The following is an 18,086-nucleotide window of genomic DNA, read 5'->3' on the forward strand; positions in this document are numbered from 1 at the left end:
CCCCACTCCCCATTCCCTATGCTGAGACTGATAATTAACATCTTTATCCAGATAAGTAAGTCGGCGCGAATAAATCGAACTATGTGAAGTAATGTAAAATTCTTGTAATCGAGTTTGTAGTAAGGACTTTAATCCTAAAAGAAGGACTTCAGTCCTTACTACAAAACTTTAATTATTTACGCCGTTTTACTTAATCTAGCGAGATACAACGCGAATACGCTGGACGTTTTATCATGCTTACAAGTAAAATACGGTAAGTGCATCGCCTTACGGGCTTTTACATGTAAAACCACAGAAAAACCAGTTAGAAGTTGAGTTTAGCAGAGCAACTGACCCATAAGCAGTTATCAAAGCCTGTTTCAGCTAAATGCCAGTTGTAATGCTTCCAAAAACTTCCAGAGAGGTTTGAAGTTGTCCAGGAATCCTCTGCTTTAACTTTTAGCTGGATAACCTTTGTGTCACTCATCCCTTGAGAAACACAATAACTTGGCATCACTAGCTCTGTCTACGACTGGGCTATAGTTTGGCTGAATTGCTGCTCCTAGTAGTGAAGCTTTAGCTGACTTTCAGTTATAGCTGCTCGTAGTTAAGTCAGTGAACAGTTATCAAGGCTTTGTTTGGGGATTTAAACCTTAACCTATGTTGCTTATACCATTTTGGATTGGAAACCGCTTGGTGTATCTGGGTTTTCTCTGTCCATCTGTCGCAATTATTTTTCAAATTGGTCTCACTTAATAGAAGTGGGAGACTCAACAGGACTTTGATAACTAATAACTGATTGTTGAAACCCCCGAAGAGTATGGAATATTTATTACTACCGTTCTTAAGCTTTTTTGTTGGCATCATCGTTGGTTTGACGGGAATTGGCGGAGCCTCTCTGATCACCCCAATGTTGATTTTTGTCTTTCAGGTTCCGCCTTCTATCGCTGTGAGTTCTGATGTTGTGGCTGCTACATTGATGAAGATTGTTGGTAGCGTCAAGCATTGGGAACAGAAAACCCTTGACACAGAAGTTGTCAAATGGCTGGGATTCGGCAGTGTTCCAGGCTCACTGTTCGGCGTGGGGATTTTGCACTTTCTTAAACGTACAGGTGAGTATAACCTGGATAACATCTTGTTCCGTTTGCTTGGCGGGATGATTTTGTTAGTCACAGTGTTAGCATTAGTGCAATTGTTGCTATTAACTTTTTTCCCCAAATTTAATTTACCCGAACTGCCAAAGTTAGACTTAGAAACTAACTTTGGTCGCTTTATGACAATCACTTTGGGAGCAATTTTAGGCTGTTTGGTTGGTCTAACTAGCGTCTCTTCAGGTTCAATGTTTGCCCTAGTGCTGATTGGGTTTTTCCGGCTTGATGTACGGAAGTTAGTGGGTACAGATATTTCACACGCAGCAATTTTACTGCTGTTTACAGCCCTCGGTCACCTCAGCCTGGGAACAGTTGATTGGAGTCTGGTAGTACCTATATGGCTAGGCTCTGTTCCAGGGGTGTTAGTAGGCGCTAAAATCTGCCAGGTAGCTCCGCAACGCCCACTACGGTTTATTATTTATACCATCTTAATGATGGTGAGTTGGAAATTAGTTCATCAGGTGTAACCAATTTTAGATTTTCAATCCCAAATCCAGCATCTAACATCTGACACTGATTAACTTCTCAGCCAAGGTAGTAAAGTGAATGTACCTCGTTCATACATAATGAACAGACCTAAGCCAATTAACACAAAAGGTACGACAGCTTTACCGTAGCGACTTAAAATATAAGCAATTGTAGGTTGACGGCTTAAAAAATAAGCGATCGCACACCAAACCCCTACCATGATAAAAAATATACTTAGAATTACTCCCAAGCTGGCAAGGTCATGACCAGCAAATAAAGGGATATATATACTAATATTGTCACCACCATTAGCAACTGTTACTGCTGCCACTTTATAGGTTTGGGGGTGCAAAACACTTAAAAGAAAAGATAATACGGGATTAGTAGATGTAGATTGCCTAAAATCACTACTGACTGTCTGAACTGTTATAGTTTCTTCTGTTCTATATACTAATTGCTGAATACCAATAGCAATTGGTAACAATCCTAGCAATCCTATCCATTCTCGCTGTACGACCAAGCCACCAAAAAATCCTGGTAAGCTAACGATGATAATGGCTGTAAAACCCAGATATTGACCGAGTAAGATATACTGCCGCCGAAAATTAACATCTACCTGTGAAAAAAATATTAACAAGATAATGATGTCATCTATGTTAGTGGCTATGAAGGCAATTATCCCTTCACTGAAGGCTGTCCCTAGCTTACTCATGCTGGATTTTTAGAACCTACGATTTACCACCATACCAAATTAACCTTCTGGCACAACTAAGCTTTAAAATAGACAAAGTAATTATTCAAGGAATTTTAACGATTCAGGAGATTTATTCCAAAAATTCAGATTTAGTGTTTGGTATTGCAGATAAACACAGATAATTTAGGGCATGTATCTGTTGTTAAGTTTCTTTGCATTCTTCTCTTTGGGACGCTTCTCTACGAGAGGCTTTGCCAATGCGAACGCGAACGCGGTAGCCTGCTGCAAGATAAAAGCATGTCTATGTTTCTTTTAAAATATGAACGAGTTACTTACTGCAATTACTACAGGGTCAATTGCGTTCATTGCCACTAACATTGATGATATTGTCATTCTATTGTTGTTTTTTTCTCAAATAAATGCTACCTTTCGCCCCCGGCATATAGTTACAGGTCAGTTTCTAGGTTTTACGGTTCTGTTAATTTTTAGTCTTCCTGGTTTATTTGGTGGGTTAGTTTTATCAAAAAGCTGGATTGGATTACTTGGTTTACTACCAGTGTCCATAGGTATCAGTAGCTTGGTGAATCGAGAAGAAGATTCATCAAAAGAAGTTGTAGATGCAACAGAAGAAGCGGAAGCATCAACAATTACTAATTTTTTTTCCCCGCAAACTTATAGTGTGGCAGCCGTTACAATTGCCAATGGTAGCGATAATATTAGTATCTACGTACCTTTATTTGCTAGCAGCAACGTAGAGACTTTTTTGGTAATTATCGGATTATTTTTTCTCTTGTTAGGAGTTTGGTGCTACGCTGCATACAAATTAACTAACAACATCATAGCTGATATATTGACTCGCTACGTTAATAATCTTGTGCCTTTTGTTCTTATAGGATTAGGCGTTTTTATTGTATTAAAAAGTGAAGCTTTGAGTCCACTAAAGTTAGCTGCTAGTTGTTGCTGTTTAACAGTTTTAGTGAAAAATGATATTGCTAGCCATTAACAAAAAATAATTTAGGAGCAAAATTGGAGATGCTCCGTTTCCGGTCAGTAGTTATAATTCAGCTATTGACAGGATTCAAAAGAATACTTCTACAAAAGCTATAGCAATCCGATTTGATTCGGTGAATTACTCGTAGAGAGTGGGGACTCTTTACTGGGGACTAGGGACTGGGAAGAAGGAATAAAGGTGTACTGAGTTTTTTTCACGCAATCAAATATGAGTCCTATATCACTTTCATTCGCATTCCTTAGAGGAGCGATTTATATCAGCAAGGGGGGGCAATGTCTTTTGAAATTCCTTAATTGCCTCAATATGAGTCTGAGTTATATTTATATGCTCCTGTACTGCCTCTGTAAAGACTTCTGTTGAGCCATCTTCTGCTAATCTTGTCGTCAAATCTTTGACTTTATGCGCCTGCTTCTGGATGCTTTCTCCACAATCTTCGATGTGTTTGCCTTGTTGGTGACTAGTTTGGTCATCTGTTTGTAAACTCTCACCCAACTTTTTTACTGCTTTGCCTTGCTCAAGTAATTCCTGAGCATGTTTCTGTGCATTTTGTATAGTCTGCTTGGAAACTTTATGCATAATGTGAATTTTTGCTATTGCAATTTAATTGAGATAATTTTAACACAAAGTTATTTTCTTCACTAACCTCTATTAAGGAGCGATCGCCACAATAAAATGTCTTATCATTCGACAGATTAGAGTTATATATCAAAAGGTCAAGATTAATAACTGTTAAAAAATTTTCCCAATCAAAGCGATCACTATTGCTAAGGTGAATTAGTGAAGCGATCGCTTATGACCATTGCGTATGCAAAAGTATTGTAAAATGATGATTTGCACTCTATATATTTTGACTAATCAACATATCCAATAGGTCTAACACACGCTACAAAATCAAATATTAAACTTTGCTCAACCACTCATTCTCCTCTGGGTCTTTAAACAGTGAAGTACTGAGGTAGCGTTCACCGAAGCTGGGCTGTATCATGACGATTAGGCGACCTGCATTTTCTGGCCGTTGTGCTACTTGAATAGCAGCATACAACGCAGCACCAGTAGAAATTCCCGATAGTAATCCTTCTTCTTTTGCGAGACGACGACTGTAAGCGATCGCCTCCTCATCCGCTACCTGAATCACTTCATTTACCACTTCGGGACGATAAATTGCTGGGACAAATCCCGCGCCAATACCCTGAATTTTGTGAGGCCCTGATTTACCACCCACTAATACCGGACTGCTGCTTGGTTCAACTGCGATCGCTTGAAAACTCGGCTTCCGTTTTTTAATAACTTCTGCAACTCCGGTAATTGTCCCACCAGTACCCACTCCCGCCACCAGAATATCCACCTGTCCATCGGTATCATTCCAAATTTCTTCGGCTGTGGTTTCGGCGTGAACTTTCGGGTTAGCAGGGTTGCGGAACTGCTGCAACATATAAGCATTGGGCGTTTTAGCTACAATCTCCTCTGCATGAGCGATCGCTCCTCGCATCCCTTCTACCCCTGGCGTTAACTCTAGTTGAGCGCCATAAGCTTTGAGCATAGATCGTCTTTCGTGGCTCATTGTGTCAGGCATCGTTAGAATGAGATGGTAACCCTTGGCGGCTGCTACCATCGCCAGCGCAATTCCTGTATTTCCAGAAGTTGGCTCTACTAAAACGGTTTTTCCGGGGTGAATCAAGCCTGCTTCCTCCGCCGCTTCCACCATACTCCCGCCAATCCTGTCTTTGACAGAAGATGCTGGATTCATGCTTTCTAGCTTCACCACAATCTGAGCAACCGCTCCTGAAGCTTGGGGAATCTTGTTTAATTGAACTAAAGGAGTTCGGCCGATTAACTCTGTGACATCTTTCGCTATCCGCATGTGAGTCCTCCCTCGCGTTAAATATAATACATTGGACTTTGCTGTGCCCGAGTTTCTCTTTCCTGGCACAAGTCTTGGAGTGTATAACGACCCAAAACCTCAATTGAGGCAGCGTTAGCTTGCTCCCAAACTTCATAAACCAGAGTCTTTTCCAGAGTTTGAGAGTCAGAGGTATCTTTCTCTTTCCGCTCGCCTTCTACCAAAGTGACAATTTCAAGTATTGTAATCTGCCAAGGTTCACGAACTAAAACGAAACCTCCTTTAGAGCCGCGTTGACTCTGCACCACACCAGCACGCCGGAGGTTGGTCAAAATTTGTTCCAGATAGCGCTCAGGTATGGGTTGCTTGGCAGTGATCTCGCTCATGGTTAAAGGAAGTTTTTTTCCGTGGTGGCTTGCCAGTTCTAAGAGTGCCAGCAGCGCGTATTCCACTTTGGAAGACAGATCCAAGAGAGCGTAGTTTTGGCTATTCAATACTGTACTCAACATACTACGGTGAATTGGGGGACTTATCGCAGTTTATGCGAAATTAATTTTTTACAAGTGTGGAATGTGATAGCATCCCACTTAACTACCCACAAAACCACTTTATCCTATCGACTTACCGTAGTTTATTATCCTACGCAATTCCTATAAATGACTTAATCTTTTTGTGGGAATTATCCTGAGTTTCTGTTTTCAGAGCCTCACCTACCAACGAAAACCTTAACAGAGTATGCTACTAACTGATTTGCGAACCATTTTTGAGCGTGACCCAGCAGCCCGTAACTGGCTAGAAGTATTGTTGTGTTACCCTGGACTTCATGCCCTAGTGTTTCATCGATTAGCACACTGGCTCTATAAAATTGGAATTCCCTTCATACCAAGATTTATCTCTCATATTAGTCGGTTTTTAACCGGAATTGATATCCATCCTGGGGCATTAATTGGTCAAGGAGTGTTTATTGACCACGGGATGGGAGTAGTGATTGGTGAGACAGCGATCGTGGGCGACTATGCCCTAATTTATCAAGGCGTCACCCTTGGCGGGACGGGGAAAGAAAGCGGTAAACGCCATCCAACTTTAGGCTCTCATGTAGTTGTGGGATCGGGTGCGAAGGTATTGGGAAATATTCAAATTGGCGATCGCGTCCGTATTGGAGCCGGTTCTGTGGTGCTACGAGATGTGCCCAGTAACACTACTGTAGTGGGGATTCCAGGGCGCGTGACTCGTCAGAACAACTTAGCTACCAATGTTCTAGATCATGATAAAGTCCGCGACGTAGAAGCTGAAGTTATCCGTGCTTTATTTGAACGCGTCAAGGGACTAGAGAAACAGTTCGAGGAATTGCAACAATCAAATTTGTCCCCAACTGAGCTTGACGACGAACCAACCGACAACCCTAAGAGCAAAAATTCTGATGGGATAATTGAAGATTTTCTTGATGGTGCGGGAATTTAGGGAATGGGGAATGGGGAATTGGGCATTGGTTATTTTATTCTCCTTATCCCCCTCATCTCCCTTATCTCCCTCATCCCCCCACAGACGCGATTAATCGCGTCTCTTTGTACAGACGCGATTAATCGCGTCTCTACCCACTCCCCTCTTTAAAATATTCATAGCCTCTCATAACCTGATATAAATATAGTACTACGGTTAATTTATCGGAGAATAGTGTTATAGATTATGGTGGCTTTGTACACAAGCTTATCTAGCTCAAGAAGTAATACTAAAGAAATTTTTGCCCGTAGGTCATTTCTGCCAGAGCATCAAAACGGACTTTGGAAGATTGAAACGGGTTTTATCAGGACTTTTACCTATCTGGAAGATGGTACAACCGTTGCTCTGGGATTGTGGGGCCCTGGAGATATCGTTGGTAAGGCTTTGTCAAAATTAGAACCTTATCAAATGGAATGCCTAACTAAAGTAGAGGCGACAGTCTTACCTTTAGAGGAATGGACTCAACTAACAGAAACTCTACTTACTCATATTCAACAGGCTCAAGAATTAATGGTTATTCGTAGCCATAAAAAAGTCGAAACTATGCTGATCAAGCTGTTGGCATGGTTATCTAAAAAGTTTGGTTCGGAAGTTGAAAAAGGACGTTTAATAGATATGCGTCTGACTCACGAAGACCTGGCGGAAATGCTCGGTTCAACTCGTGTAACTATCACTCGTATTCTTGGACAGTTTGAGCAAGAGGGACTGATTAATCGTCTTTCCCTGCATCGAATTGTGCTGCGAGAAGAAGAAATTTGGTACTACGAAATTTAGATTATTTCAGCAAAACCAGCTATCGCCGTCAGCATTCGGCTTGCCCACAATTCTCAAATTCAGAGATTCCAGGTAAGCTAGACCGCTAGAGATTTGTGGCACTGTTCCCCGCAGTTCAATGTCAAAGTATGCTTCTTGATCTGTATTTGGTTGTAGCATAGCTTTAGTAATATTAACTACCAAGCCGTAAGCAGAAATTAACTGCGAAATCACAGGCGCTTGCAGATAGCATTTAGGAATATATATCCGCAGACGAATCTGCGTGACTTGGCTTTTTGTGTAAACTGAAGAAACCAGTGATAATCTGGTTTGGGAATTGTGACGGTTATTTAATGCTGCCATTGGGTAGTGACTATTTTGTGAATTAGCGTAGGCGTAGCCCGTCGTAGACATCGCAATAAACGCTAGACAATTCCAGCCAAATTGGTAGCCCCAGTTTTTCTAAATAACTCAGGCTAGAGTAGAGTTGCTTTGTTCTCCCCCACAAATCCAAGTCAAACCAGCCGTCATCTTCTGTATCGGGTTGGAGTCTAGCACTGGTAATATTGACTGTTAGTCCATAACGAGAAACTAACTCCGAAATCACTGGTTCTTCGTAATAGGATTTTAAGACGCACAGTTGCAAGCGCAATCGATTGGTTTGACCAAGAGAAATCCATTGCTGGAATTGTTCTTGCCATTGATTTGTCAGCCATGCAGACTTTTTGGGACTCAGTTTGCTAGCTGGATCTGGGAAAGTTAAAGAGGGCTGGTTGGGTTGAATCTGGTTAGCGATCGCTAATTGCAGCAAATTCACTCCCAATTCTTGCAAGTAAGATAAGCTATTTGTCAGTTTTTGGGGATTTCCCGAAAGATCCAAATCAAACCAGCCATCGCTGTCACTGTCGGATGTCAAGGATGCAGCTTTGATGTTGACGGTTAAACCATAACGTGACACCAGCCGGGAAATTACAGGTTGCCTGTGATACCTCTGAGGCACGAGAATGCGACTGTGGATTGAAGCGGGTTCTACAGATTTATTCTGAGACATCAGATTAATTCCCAATAGCAATGCCTACGACGGGCTGCGCCTACGCAATCTTTGGGTTTGGCAGAGAATTTTGCTGATGCCGTACCCCTACAACTCAACTGTGCTTCCTTGAATGTCAGCCTCATAGAGATTTTCATATTTCTGGCTTCTATTAAACTACGGTAATACTATCGATTTAATGTATTTAATTGTTATGTAAAGGAGAATATCACAAAAATCACAAATAAGCAATAAGTAAATTCACGCAAATAAAGCTCAATTTAGATGGAGTATTTTGACGCCAAAGCAATTGAGAATCATTTGAATGGTTGTATGGTAAATGTCCCTAAATTCCTATCAAAACTGCTACGAAATCGTCCACTATATCATCAAAACTCTACTGTTACAGTTTCTAAAACTGAAAAGGGTGTACCAGGTTGGATATCGTTACGACTTTAGCCTGATAATGGCTACTACTCGACCTAAATTTAACCATTTTCCCAAGAAAATTGCGTAAAGTCTAATTTTTGTCAAATTGATGATCAAACCTGACATTTTAGCCGTATCATTCAGCATTAATTTTGCCAAAGCGATCGCCAAAACCAGCTGTTTATCCAAGAAAACGCGATTGTAGAATTGGTGCAACCCCTCGCCCAAATGCAGGAAGCCCTTAATCGTTTGTGATATATGAGTCGAGGAATTCAAAATCTATTGTTAATTGAGTATTTGCGGAAATTTTCCATTGCAGAGTTGGTGTCAGAAAATACTGTTGTTTCCGTTACTTTGGCCTTGTCGTCTAGACATCCCTAACTACAGTTTTTGCCCGATAGCGATACCACCACATCACCAAACTAGTAACAAAAAGAACTAGTGGTGCAAGTCCAACAAATATATAGAGTATACGGGTGGGTAAGCCACCAAATGTGCCGTAGTGCAGGGGTACAAAAGAGTTGAGGATGCGATCGCCCAACCGCATCTTTAAAGCATTATCAACTCGCAAAACCTCACCCGTGTACTGATCGAGATAAACATTACTATTCCCATACTTTACATTTTCCTGCGGCAACTTCATGCGAATTTGGAGAGCATCTTCTGGTTTACTGGGAAAATAAATGCTTTTGGTAACAGCACCAGGTAAGGCAGCATCGGCAATTTTCAGTTGTTCTGTCAGTGCTAAGGTTGATTTACTAGGAATTGGCTTGGATACTGGTTCAGATGGTTTTGGGGTGAATGTAACAGCGTAAATAATCGGCTCAGGAAAGCTGAAGCTCCAGCAAAAGCCAGTAAAGCTAGTAAAGAATAAAAAAATCACAGCAATAATGCCAGCCACTTTGTGAATGTCAAAGTTCACCCGCTTAGGATGAGCATCAAGCTTGATTTTGAATCCTGCAATTAACTTGCGCCAACCCGGCCAGAGAACTAAACCTGTGATGGTGAGGATACACATTAGAAAGGCAGCAATGCCAACAAACATAGTTCCGGTTTCACCTGCCATTAGGCTGTAGTGCAGATTAAGGATGACACCAATTAGAGTTTTATCCGATATTCGCTCACCGATAATTTTGCCTGTATAAGGGTTGATAAAAACCTCTGTCCTTTCCACATCAGTTGATGACAACTGTCCCACGTAGGGAGAAGAAGGAGTATCTGGCAAATAAATCCGAAAAAGATGGAAATCACCTTGCGCGGGATACTTCGCCTCAATTGTATTCACCACAGATTCTGGGGATAACTGCACCTGTTGGGGAATAATGTATCCATACTGTTGACTAATCATAAAGTGGTCAAAATCTTGCTCGAACACTAACAAGCTACCTGTCAAGCCAACGATAACCAGCACCAGTCCAACAAAAAGACCGATATATTGGTGTAGGTAAAAAACGGTATCGCGTAGTTTTTTCCGGTTCATAATTGCTACAAAGCAAGTTGAATTTTTTACCTTCCTAAATCCCCCTGATGCATCGCCGGGAAACAGTGTTGTTCCCTCACCTTTGCATTGCAGAGGGTGAGAGTGGGGTCAAAACTCCACAGAAAACGTCCCCAGCACTGTTAAAGGCGCACCAGGAAGCAGATAGTAGCCTTGAGAATCGTAATAGCGAGTGTCAAGAAGATTCTTAAAGTTCAGTCCAACCCTCCAGTTATCGCGTTTGTAGAAAATCGTGGCATCAGCGCGCACGTAGGAGGGGATTTTGAATGTGTTGGGGAGTGTGGCTTCGCGATCGCCGGTGTAAAATATTCCCCCACCAAACCCTAATCCTCTCATCCCACCGCTTTGAATTTCATAGGTCGTCCACAGACTACCCCCAGCACCGGGAGCATTTATAAGAGAGTCACCTACAGGGTTATTTTCGTCACCTACACTTACAAATGCATCGTTGACGAAGTAGGATGCAATTATATTCCAGCCTGGTAAAATCTGCCCAGAAAGGTCAAATTCCAAACCGCGACTTTTCACCTCTCCTATAGGGATGGAATAGTCAGAATTACTAGGATCGGTTGTAGCGACATTTTTCTTGGTGATATCATAGGCGGCAAAGGTTGCTGATAGCCTGTCTTTAATCAGTTCGGCTTTGACTCCCACTTCATACTGAGTAGCGCGTTCTGGTGGCAGTTGAGTTTTATCTACTGTCTGCGACTCGCTGGGATTAAACGAGCGGGTGTAGCTGGCGTAAATTGAAATCGGTTCAATCGGCTGATAAACAATGCCAACGCGAGGTGAAAAAGCATCATCATAGATTCGATCGACTGTAGCATCATCAATCGGGTTTCTACCTAAAGAATCCAGTGGTTGCACGCGATTTTTGCGGTGAACAAAGTCATACCTACCGCCGACTAATAGCTTCAGATTTGGCAGCAATGTCACTTGATCTTGCAGATAAAGAGCGATGGTATTGCGGTCAAAACGATCGCGTTCCGCTGCCTCATCAAACTCTGCTGGTCGGGAAGCGCCATACACAGGATTGAATAAATCAATACTGGGAGTCAATGAAACACTGCTTCGCAGATAATCGTAGCCACGGATATATTTATTCCACTCCAACCCCACAAGAACTTGATGTTGGATGGAACCTGTATTGAAATTACTAATTAAATCGTTTTGCAGAGAGTAGTTTTGGTAATAACTCGGGCCAGCACCAAATCTTCGCAATACGGTACGACCATCTACAATGCTATCCGGTTGAAACGATGATTCTTCAGAATCATTAACCGTAACGGAAAAGCCACTGCGGAACTGGATGTTTTTACTAAAGCGATGATTGACGTTAAGAAATACAGAGTTTGTCTCTTTGGAGAAATAATCGTCTGGCTCCCCTAAGAAACGATTGACAGGAGCTTGGAAAACGATTGGATCGGCAGTAAGACCACGATAATAGGTGCGATCGACTTTGAGGTATTCATACTCCAGTGTCAATGTTGTCGCATCACCAATTTTGTAGGTTAATGCTGGTGCGATCGCGAATGTTTCCTGATGATTAAAATCGAGAAAACTACCAAAGTTTTCGTATGCAGCATTCAGACGGTACAGCAACGTTCTGTCTGAGTTCAGCGGCCCAGAAATATCAATGGAGGGACGATAAGTGCTAAAATTTCCGGCTGTAAATTCAGCAGAGTAGTAAGGCTCACTGAGCGGTTGTTTGGTAATGTAATTCACCACACCTCCCGGCTCAAACTGTCCATATAGGACTGAAGCTGGGCCCTTGAGAACTTCGATCCGCTCAATGTTAGTCGGATTCACAAGGTCGTCTTGAACAGCAAAACCGTTTCTCAAGTTGTCATAAGTTGTGAATCCCCGAATGTTGTAATTATCTGTAGCCCCAGCATAGCCCCCTTGCGGAGTTACACCACTGACATTTCGTGCTGCATCACCAATCCGTGTAATTTGCTGATCCTTGATGACTTGTTGGGGAATAACTTGAATTGACTGGGGAATGTCGCGCAGTGGTGTGTCGGTTCTGGTCGCAGTTGTAGCATCTGGTACGCTGTATCCATCTTGCTCACCCGTCACCACCAGTTCAATCGGTTGATCATCAGAAGCCGATGGTTGCGCTGGCTGTATCTGGTTCTCTGGTTGCTCTTGTTCAGCAGTTGTTCGTCTTTGAGGTTGTTGTTGCGCTCTGGATGCTGCACCAGCTACAGAGAAGATTATACCCTCGTCTGGACTATCAAACAACTCGACTGTTGGTACACTCATTTCACCTATAACTGTGACTCGGATAGTATTGGCATCCAAGTTAGTAACTGTGATCTCAGTAATACCTGCAATTGGTTTAGCAGAGCGAAATGTGAACGCATCACCCGACGGGAGGCGCAGTTGAGCATTGGGAATATCAGCAATAAAATTATTACCAGCACTGCGATTTGTGACTTGCAACTGTTCACCTTTTGCAGTCTGTAAAATCACCTCCACACCTTTGTCGGTGGGATTTGCCTTAACTCCTGTCACTTGGGTAACTTCAGGATTTGGCATATTCGGTGTTGTTGGTGACTGTACTAACATTTGAGCGCTGGTATTGGGAAGTTCTACTTCATTGAGTCTTAGAATTTCTCCAATCGACCTAGAATTGCGTAGTACCGATGTAACAGATTTACCTTGTGCTTGTTTGTTGACTTCTTGAGCAATTGCACTTATGGGAACGCAAAACCAAATAGAGCTTGTAACCAACAGAATTTTCAATATTTGCCTTAACACCATTTGCCACCCCTACACTTCCTCCCCAGCTGCCATTAACTCTCAATAAATCAGCAAATAGCTGCTAGCTACTGAGATATGTAATCAGCTACTTGAGAATACACATTACAAGATATGACTAAGCAATTGCAAGTTGTTATCAAAGTTTATTTACAAGGGGAGTTGACAGATAATGGGTTTTTGATTTTAATGCTGTGATTTCAGCTACCTTTTTATTTAAGTTAATTGAAAACTATCTTAAAGGTGTAAAACTATTAATGATATTTATTTTTAATACATTGAATCGATAGCAATCCGATTTGATTCGGTGAATTACTCGTAGAGACTGGGGACACAACGAGTGCGCCCAACTCGAAGAAGAGGCTTCGCCCTAAGCGTAGCTATGCCGCAGGCTTTACGGCTACGCTGGCTGACAAGCTCAGTGCATCGCTCAATACTTGGAAGAAGGAATAAAGGTGTACTGAGTTTTTTTCACGCAATCAAATATAAGTCATATATAAAAGCTAATGGGCTTTTGAAAGCAAAGGTTTGGCATTGCCACGCTCCGCTTACAATGACATAAGTAAGTAGCTGGACAAAAATATTTACAGTTATTGCGTACTCCTTTGGAGAACCCGTAGGGTACGAAGTGTTCGCAAAGCGTCTCTAAAAGTTGCAATTGCAAGGGGTTTAGATTAACATTCGTGAGCGCATGAGGACGTGCAGCTATCTGTACGCCCCTACTAAGCTAATGAGCATTTAAGTTGCATAAAACCAGGGCTGGAGCCACTTACTACAAGCGAATCAGTCTGGAAAAATGAATGACGGTTAGCTTATGTATTGCTATAATCCTTACCAATCAGTTGCTTTAGTGTCATCCCAGACTTCCAATTCCAAGTCGTGGAGATAGGTTAACCCGCTCTGAATTTGTGCATCTGTTCCTTGTAATTCAAGGTCAAACCAACCATCACCGACAGCATTCGCTCCCAAAATCGCTGCGGTGATATTCACAGTTAGCCCGTAGTCAGATACCAGGCGAGAAATGACAGGTTGCTGGTGATAATCTTTAGGAATTCTTAGTCGAATTCGTTTATTGGTAAGTGTATTGTCAGTAGCCATATCTGAATTACTTCAATCCCTGATAGGGATTGGTACAGAACTACTCTTAACCCTAACGGTAATTTCCTGATAGGTACTAAGTAGATCGTACCATGTCCCATGATTTGCTTGTATCCTATTCAAAGGATAACTATAATCTCTTGATTTTTCTATTCAACATCTTTAATACGGGTTTTCCGTTCCAGAATTTCCTTCAGCACTAAGGTTACTACTGCTAGCAATGCTAATAGTACAGCCGCAGAGAAGGCAGCTTCGGTTTCATATTGTTTGTAAGCGTCTTCTACAAACAGTGGTAGGCTCTGGGTTTGGTCAGCAATGTTGCCAGATACCACCGAAACTGCGCCGAATTCACCCATTGCTCTGGCATTAGTCAAAATTAAACCGTAGAGTAAGCCCCAACGGATACTAGGCAGAGTGACGCGCAAAAATATCTGCCAATCTTTCGCACCGAGAGTTCTAGCAGCTTCTTCTTGATCCTTACCAAATTCCTCTAAAACAGGAATTACTTCCCGCGCCACAAAGGGCATACTCACAAAGGCTGTAGCCAGCACCATACCTGGAAAGGCAAAGATTATCTTGATATCATGAGCCTGGAGCCAAGGGCCAAACCACCCATTGCGTCCGTAAAGTAGCACAATCATCAATCCTGCGACTACGGGCGAGATGGAAAAGGGCAAGTCAATAATACTCAAAACTATAGCGCGTCCGGGAAATTTATGACGAGCGATCGCCCAAGCTGCACATAAACCAAATACTGTATTCACAGGCAGAGCGATCGCAGCTAGCAACAGCGTCAGCCAAGCTGCATGAAGAAAAGCTGGTCGTGTCAGGTTGGATAGAAACGGCCCAACTCCTTTGCTGAAGGCTTGGAAAAAAACGTTAATTGCCGGGATGTATTGAACTAGGGCTAAATAGGCGATCGCTATCCCAATTAAAACTATTGGTACCCAACTCTTCTGCTCTTTAGGCTTGGCTGTATGTGTATCTGTATCAGATGCAGATGAGTGAAAACTTGGCTTATCTACTGTCATATCGCCTTGCCCATGCTTGTAAGAAATTAATTGCCAATAACAGTACCAATGAAATTGATAATAAAACTATGCCAATTACTGTTGCACCAGAATAGTCATACTGCTCTAACCGTTGGAAAATCAGCACAGGTGCGATCAAATCCTGATAGGGCGTATTGGAAGAGATAATCACAGTTGACCCATATTCCCCAACTGCACGGGAGAAACCTAAGGCGACACCAGTTAAAATCGTCGGAAATAAAGGTGGTAAAATTACTTTCCAGAAGGTCTGCCATTGAGAAGCACCCAGACACCAAGCGGCTTCTTCAATTTCATGTTCCATTTCTTGAAGCACGGGTTGTACGGTTCTCACGATAAAAGGTAGTGAGATAAATATCATTGCTACCGCTACTCCCGTGCGCGTAAAAGACACTTTAATTCCCAGTGGTGCTAGTAGCGAACCTATCCAGCCATTATTGCTGTAAACTGTTGCCAGGGTTAGCCCTGCTACGGAAGTTGGTAGTGCAAAGGGTAAATCCACTGTGGCGTCAATCAAGCGTTTTAAGGGAAAGTCGTAGCGAACTAGAACCCAAGCAATTAGAGTACCAAATACGCCATTAAGCAAGGCAGCAAAGATTGCCGTAAAAAAAGTTACATTATAAGTAGCTAATGCAATATCACTGGTTGCGATCGCCCAAAATCTTGCCGGAGGTTCCGTACTTGCTTTCAGGAACATAGCAGCTATGGGGATAAACAACATCACCGTTAGGTATCCTATGGTGATTCGCCAAGTCCAAGGAACCCGCCCCAATTTCTTCCAGAATGGTGTTTTGTGTTCAACTTCCACAGAATGAGATACAGTCGTCATAGTCAAAAATTCAAAATTTAAAATTTACAAGAAGTTTTGGCGTTGCTGATTGCAATATGAAAAATAATTTTGCATAATTTCAAAATCCTTGTAGAGACCTTGCAATGCAACGTCTCTACATCCAGATTCATACCTCGATTTTGCAACACCGAAGTTTTTTGTCAGTGGTCGGTCGTTTTTTCTACTGACTACCAACCATTGAATAATGATTAACTACTTTTTCTTGGCTTGAATCTGGTCAAAAATAGCTCCATCTGCAAAGAACTTCTTATTAATTCCATCCCAACCGCCGAAGTCTGCAACTGTACCCAAAGTTTTCACCTTAGGAAATTTGTCTGCAACTTCCTTACTTAGGGTCAAAGTATCATCCGACGGTCGGAATCCTAATTTTGCAAACTGCTGTTGAGCCTCTGGGGTATATAAATATTTGACAAAACCTTCGGCAACTTCACGTGTACCGTGCTTATCGACATTTTTGTCTACCACTGCGATGGGATTGTCGATGGAGATATTGACATCAGGGATGATCGCAGTCAACTTTTCACCTTTTTGTTCTGCCAAGATAATCTCATTTTCATAGTTAATCAGGGCATCACCTTGACCCTGCTTGAAAAAGGCATCAGTAGCTTCACGTGCATCTTTAGTCAACAAAGGCACGTTTTTGTACACTTTACTAACAAATTCAGTCGCTTTAGCATCATCTCCACCAGTTTTAATCACTGAATTCCAAAGAGCTAAGAAATTCCAGCGAGCAACTCCTGATGTTTTAGGATCAGCAGTAATTAGTTTTATACCGTCTTTAGATAAATCTTCCCAGGTCTTAATGTTTTTTGGATTTCCTGGACGGGTGACTAATGCTGCCACTGATTTAGAGACAATACCATTATTAGGAACTTTTTTTTCCCATCCTGGCTGAATCAATCCAGCCTTCTCAATCTTTGAGGTGTCTCCAGCTAGCGCCAAGTGGACAACATCTGCTTCCAAACCATCGATAACGGCGCGAGTTTGGGAACCAGATCCGCCATAGCTTTGTTTGAAGGTGACAGTTTGGTTATGATCTTTCTTCCACTGTTCTACAAACTTAGGAATGATGGCTTCGTGAGCTGCTTTGGTGACAGCAAAAGAAACGAGGGTTAGTTCAACATTATCCTTGCTTGCAGTCACAGGGCTGGCAGTAGGGGCTTCAGAGGAAGAATTACTTGCAGTTCCACCAGAGCAGGCGGCAAGCGCCACACTCAATACGGTACCTACTAAAAAGAGTGATACAAAGCTTTTGAGCGAATTCAGTCTGAACCGATAGGTTCTATGTTCAGCGTAGATGCGTTCGCCTTTGGCGTTGCCGTAGGCTAGCAGCTTGTCGTAAGACATCGCTTGTAACCTTTTCAGTGGACGTTGCCACAAACTCATTCTATTTCCTCCGTGAAATCTACAAATAATTGATGGGAATACAGTTATATAGTGTTTATCATACTGGATGATTTCATGTATCTAGTTGCAAACACCAAAAAACCTCAGATTCTTTATCAAGAATATGGTGATTCTACCAGTTCTGTGAGGAATTAAAAATGCTTTTACTTTCAACTATCAAATTGCGTAGGCGCAGCCTGCCGTAGGCATCGCAATTCGATACCTATTACATCAAGCAACTTGCTAGTTAATAGGTTATTTCCCCTTGCTCTTATGCTCCAATGAAACAGTAGTCAGATATTTTATACCAATTCTTTCTGAAGCTGTACAAAATCAACCTTGGTAAGACAATAGGCTTGAGCAACCGGCTCTATACAAGCTCACAAATAATCAGTATTACATGTTTTGAGTATGAGTTTTCGGAGTGGAAATAAAACTTTTTAGTCTAAACTCCAGTATTTCAGGTAAATGAAGTACATGGGTAGGGGCAGGTGACGAATTTCCAGGGGGGATTGCCGATTATCTTGGATGGTCAAGTCGCTTCTCGAAATTAAAAATTAAAAATTATTAATTAAAAATTGCAATC

17 protein-coding genes are annotated in these 18,086 nt (G+C 42.0%); 4 read left to right on the top strand and 13 right to left on the bottom strand.

Going from position 1 to position 18,086, the window contains the following annotated elements; genetic code table 11:
* Positions 1–799: 799 nt before the first annotated feature.
* Positions 800–1,597, top strand: a complete 798-nt coding sequence (locus tag ACFFAP_RS23720) for a sulfite exporter TauE/SafE family protein (RefSeq protein ID WP_375513527.1) — start codon at positions 800–802, stop codon at positions 1,595–1,597.
* 50 nt (positions 1,598–1,647) lie between these two features.
* Here ACFFAP_RS23720 and ACFFAP_RS23725 read toward each other — a convergent pair whose 3' ends face one another.
* Positions 1,648–2,310, bottom strand: a complete 663-nt coding sequence (locus ACFFAP_RS23725; protein WP_375513528.1) for a cadmium resistance transporter — start codon at positions 2,308–2,310, stop codon at positions 1,648–1,650.
* A gap of 301 nt (positions 2,311–2,611) precedes the next feature.
* Between ACFFAP_RS23725 and ACFFAP_RS23730 the strand changes: the two genes are divergently transcribed.
* On the top strand, positions 2,612–3,295 hold the full coding sequence (locus ACFFAP_RS23730; protein WP_375513529.1) for a cadmium resistance transporter: 684 nt from the start codon (positions 2,612–2,614) through the stop codon (positions 3,293–3,295).
* Positions 3,296–3,529: 234 nt separating this feature from the next.
* Here ACFFAP_RS23730 and ACFFAP_RS23735 read toward each other — a convergent pair whose 3' ends face one another.
* The 3 genes from ACFFAP_RS23735 to ACFFAP_RS23745 form a co-directional block, all read right to left on the bottom strand.
* Complete coding sequence (locus ACFFAP_RS23735) at positions 3,530–3,880, bottom strand: hypothetical protein (protein WP_375513530.1); 351 nt, start codon at positions 3,878–3,880, stop codon at positions 3,530–3,532.
* A gap of 322 nt (positions 3,881–4,202) precedes the next feature.
* On the bottom strand, positions 4,203–5,165 hold the full coding sequence (cysK, locus tag ACFFAP_RS23740) for a cysteine synthase A (protein WP_375513531.1): 963 nt from the start codon (positions 5,163–5,165) through the stop codon (positions 4,203–4,205).
* Between the two features lie 17 nt (positions 5,166–5,182).
* Positions 5,183–5,653 (bottom strand): RrF2 family transcriptional regulator, encoded by a 471-nt coding sequence (locus ACFFAP_RS23745; RefSeq protein WP_375513532.1) that lies wholly within the window; start codon positions 5,651–5,653, stop codon positions 5,183–5,185.
* A 226-nt stretch (positions 5,654–5,879) separates the two neighbouring features.
* On the opposite strand from ACFFAP_RS23745, the gene cysE reads away from it, so the two are divergent.
* Complete coding sequence (gene cysE / locus ACFFAP_RS23750; protein ID WP_375513533.1) at positions 5,880–6,605, top strand: serine O-acetyltransferase; 726 nt, start codon at positions 5,880–5,882, stop codon at positions 6,603–6,605.
* Positions 6,606–6,830: 225 nt separating this feature from the next.
* Complete coding sequence (locus ACFFAP_RS23755) at positions 6,831–7,418, top strand: Crp/Fnr family transcriptional regulator (protein WP_375513534.1); 588 nt, start codon at positions 6,831–6,833, stop codon at positions 7,416–7,418.
* 6 nt (positions 7,419–7,424) lie between these two features.
* Here ACFFAP_RS23755 and ACFFAP_RS23760 read toward each other — a convergent pair whose 3' ends face one another.
* The 9 genes from ACFFAP_RS23760 to ACFFAP_RS23800 form a co-directional block, all read right to left on the bottom strand.
* Entirely contained in the window at positions 7,425–7,811 is a 387-nt protein-coding gene (locus ACFFAP_RS23760) for an NIL domain-containing protein (RefSeq protein ID WP_375513535.1), read from the bottom strand.
* Positions 7,783–8,448: an NIL domain-containing protein gene (locus ACFFAP_RS23765; protein WP_375513536.1), complete on the bottom strand. Its 666-nt coding sequence runs from the start codon at positions 8,446–8,448 to the stop codon at positions 7,783–7,785. Before ACFFAP_RS23765 ends, ACFFAP_RS23760 begins: the two co-directional genes overlap by 29 nt.
* A 426-nt stretch (positions 8,449–8,874) precedes the next feature.
* Complete coding sequence (locus ACFFAP_RS23770) at positions 8,875–9,132, bottom strand: hypothetical protein (protein ID WP_375513537.1); 258 nt, start codon at positions 9,130–9,132, stop codon at positions 8,875–8,877.
* 91 nt (positions 9,133–9,223) lie between these two features.
* Positions 9,224–10,336, bottom strand: a complete 1,113-nt coding sequence (locus ACFFAP_RS23775; RefSeq protein ID WP_375513538.1) for a PepSY-associated TM helix domain-containing protein — start codon at positions 10,334–10,336, stop codon at positions 9,224–9,226.
* 108 nt (positions 10,337–10,444) lie between these two features.
* Positions 10,445–13,120 (bottom strand): TonB-dependent siderophore receptor, encoded by a 2,676-nt coding sequence (locus ACFFAP_RS23780; protein ID WP_375513539.1) that lies wholly within the window; start codon positions 13,118–13,120, stop codon positions 10,445–10,447.
* 828 nt (positions 13,121–13,948) lie between these two features.
* Entirely contained in the window at positions 13,949–14,215 is a 267-nt protein-coding gene (locus ACFFAP_RS23785) for an NIL domain-containing protein (protein WP_375513540.1), read from the bottom strand.
* 149 nt (positions 14,216–14,364) lie between these two features.
* Positions 14,365–15,246 (bottom strand): sulfate ABC transporter permease subunit CysW, encoded by an 882-nt coding sequence (cysW, locus tag ACFFAP_RS23790; RefSeq protein ID WP_375513541.1) that lies wholly within the window; start codon positions 15,244–15,246, stop codon positions 14,365–14,367.
* Entirely contained in the window at positions 15,233–16,093 is an 861-nt protein-coding gene (gene cysT / locus ACFFAP_RS23795) for a sulfate ABC transporter permease subunit CysT (RefSeq protein WP_375513542.1), read from the bottom strand. The genes cysW and cysT overlap by 14 nt, the downstream gene beginning before the upstream one ends.
* Before the next feature lie 213 nt (positions 16,094–16,306).
* The gene (locus ACFFAP_RS23800; RefSeq protein ID WP_375513543.1) at positions 16,307–17,500 is read right to left on the bottom strand and encodes a sulfate ABC transporter substrate-binding protein; all 1,194 of its coding nucleotides are present in this window, start codon (positions 17,498–17,500) and stop codon (positions 16,307–16,309) included.
* Between the last annotated feature and the right edge of the window lie 586 nt (positions 17,501–18,086).

Source organism: uncultured Nostoc sp. (assembly GCF_964245575.1).
Classification (GTDB): Bacteria; Cyanobacteriota; Cyanobacteriia; order Cyanobacteriales; family Nostocaceae; genus Nostoc.

Coding starts and splice junctions, on each gene's coding strand:
- ACFFAP_RS23720 (WP_375513527.1), top strand. CDS start 800: ATGGAATATTTATTACTACCGTTCTTAAGCTTTTTTGTTGGCATCATC.
- ACFFAP_RS23725 (WP_375513528.1), bottom strand. CDS start 2,310: ATGAGTAAGCTAGGGACAGCCTTCAGTGAAGGGATAATTGCCTTCATA.
- ACFFAP_RS23730 (WP_375513529.1), top strand. CDS start 2,612: ATGAACGAGTTACTTACTGCAATTACTACAGGGTCAATTGCGTTCATT.
- ACFFAP_RS23735 (WP_375513530.1), bottom strand. CDS start 3,880: ATGCATAAAGTTTCCAAGCAGACTATACAAAATGCACAGAAACATGCT.
- cysK (WP_375513531.1), bottom strand. CDS start 5,165: ATGCGGATAGCGAAAGATGTCACAGAGTTAATCGGCCGAACTCCTTTA.
- ACFFAP_RS23745 (WP_375513532.1), bottom strand. CDS start 5,653: ATGTTGAGTACAGTATTGAATAGCCAAAACTACGCTCTCTTGGATCTG.
- cysE (WP_375513533.1), top strand. CDS start 5,880: ATGCTACTAACTGATTTGCGAACCATTTTTGAGCGTGACCCAGCAGCC.
- ACFFAP_RS23755 (WP_375513534.1), top strand. CDS start 6,831: ATGGTGGCTTTGTACACAAGCTTATCTAGCTCAAGAAGTAATACTAAA.
- ACFFAP_RS23760 (WP_375513535.1), bottom strand. CDS start 7,811: ATGTCTACGACGGGCTACGCCTACGCTAATTCACAAAATAGTCACTAC.
- ACFFAP_RS23765 (WP_375513536.1), bottom strand. CDS start 8,448: ATGTCTCAGAATAAATCTGTAGAACCCGCTTCAATCCACAGTCGCATT.
- ACFFAP_RS23775 (WP_375513538.1), bottom strand. CDS start 10,336: ATGAACCGGAAAAAACTACGCGATACCGTTTTTTACCTACACCAATAT.
- ACFFAP_RS23780 (WP_375513539.1), bottom strand. CDS start 13,120: ATGGTGTTAAGGCAAATATTGAAAATTCTGTTGGTTACAAGCTCTATT.
- ACFFAP_RS23785 (WP_375513540.1), bottom strand. CDS start 14,215: ATGGCTACTGACAATACACTTACCAATAAACGAATTCGACTAAGAATT.
- cysW (WP_375513541.1), bottom strand. CDS start 15,246: ATGACAGTAGATAAGCCAAGTTTTCACTCATCTGCATCTGATACAGAT.
- cysT (WP_375513542.1), bottom strand. CDS start 16,093: ATGACGACTGTATCTCATTCTGTGGAAGTTGAACACAAAACACCATTC.
- ACFFAP_RS23800 (WP_375513543.1), bottom strand. CDS start 17,500: ATGAGTTTGTGGCAACGTCCACTGAAAAGGTTACAAGCGATGTCTTAC.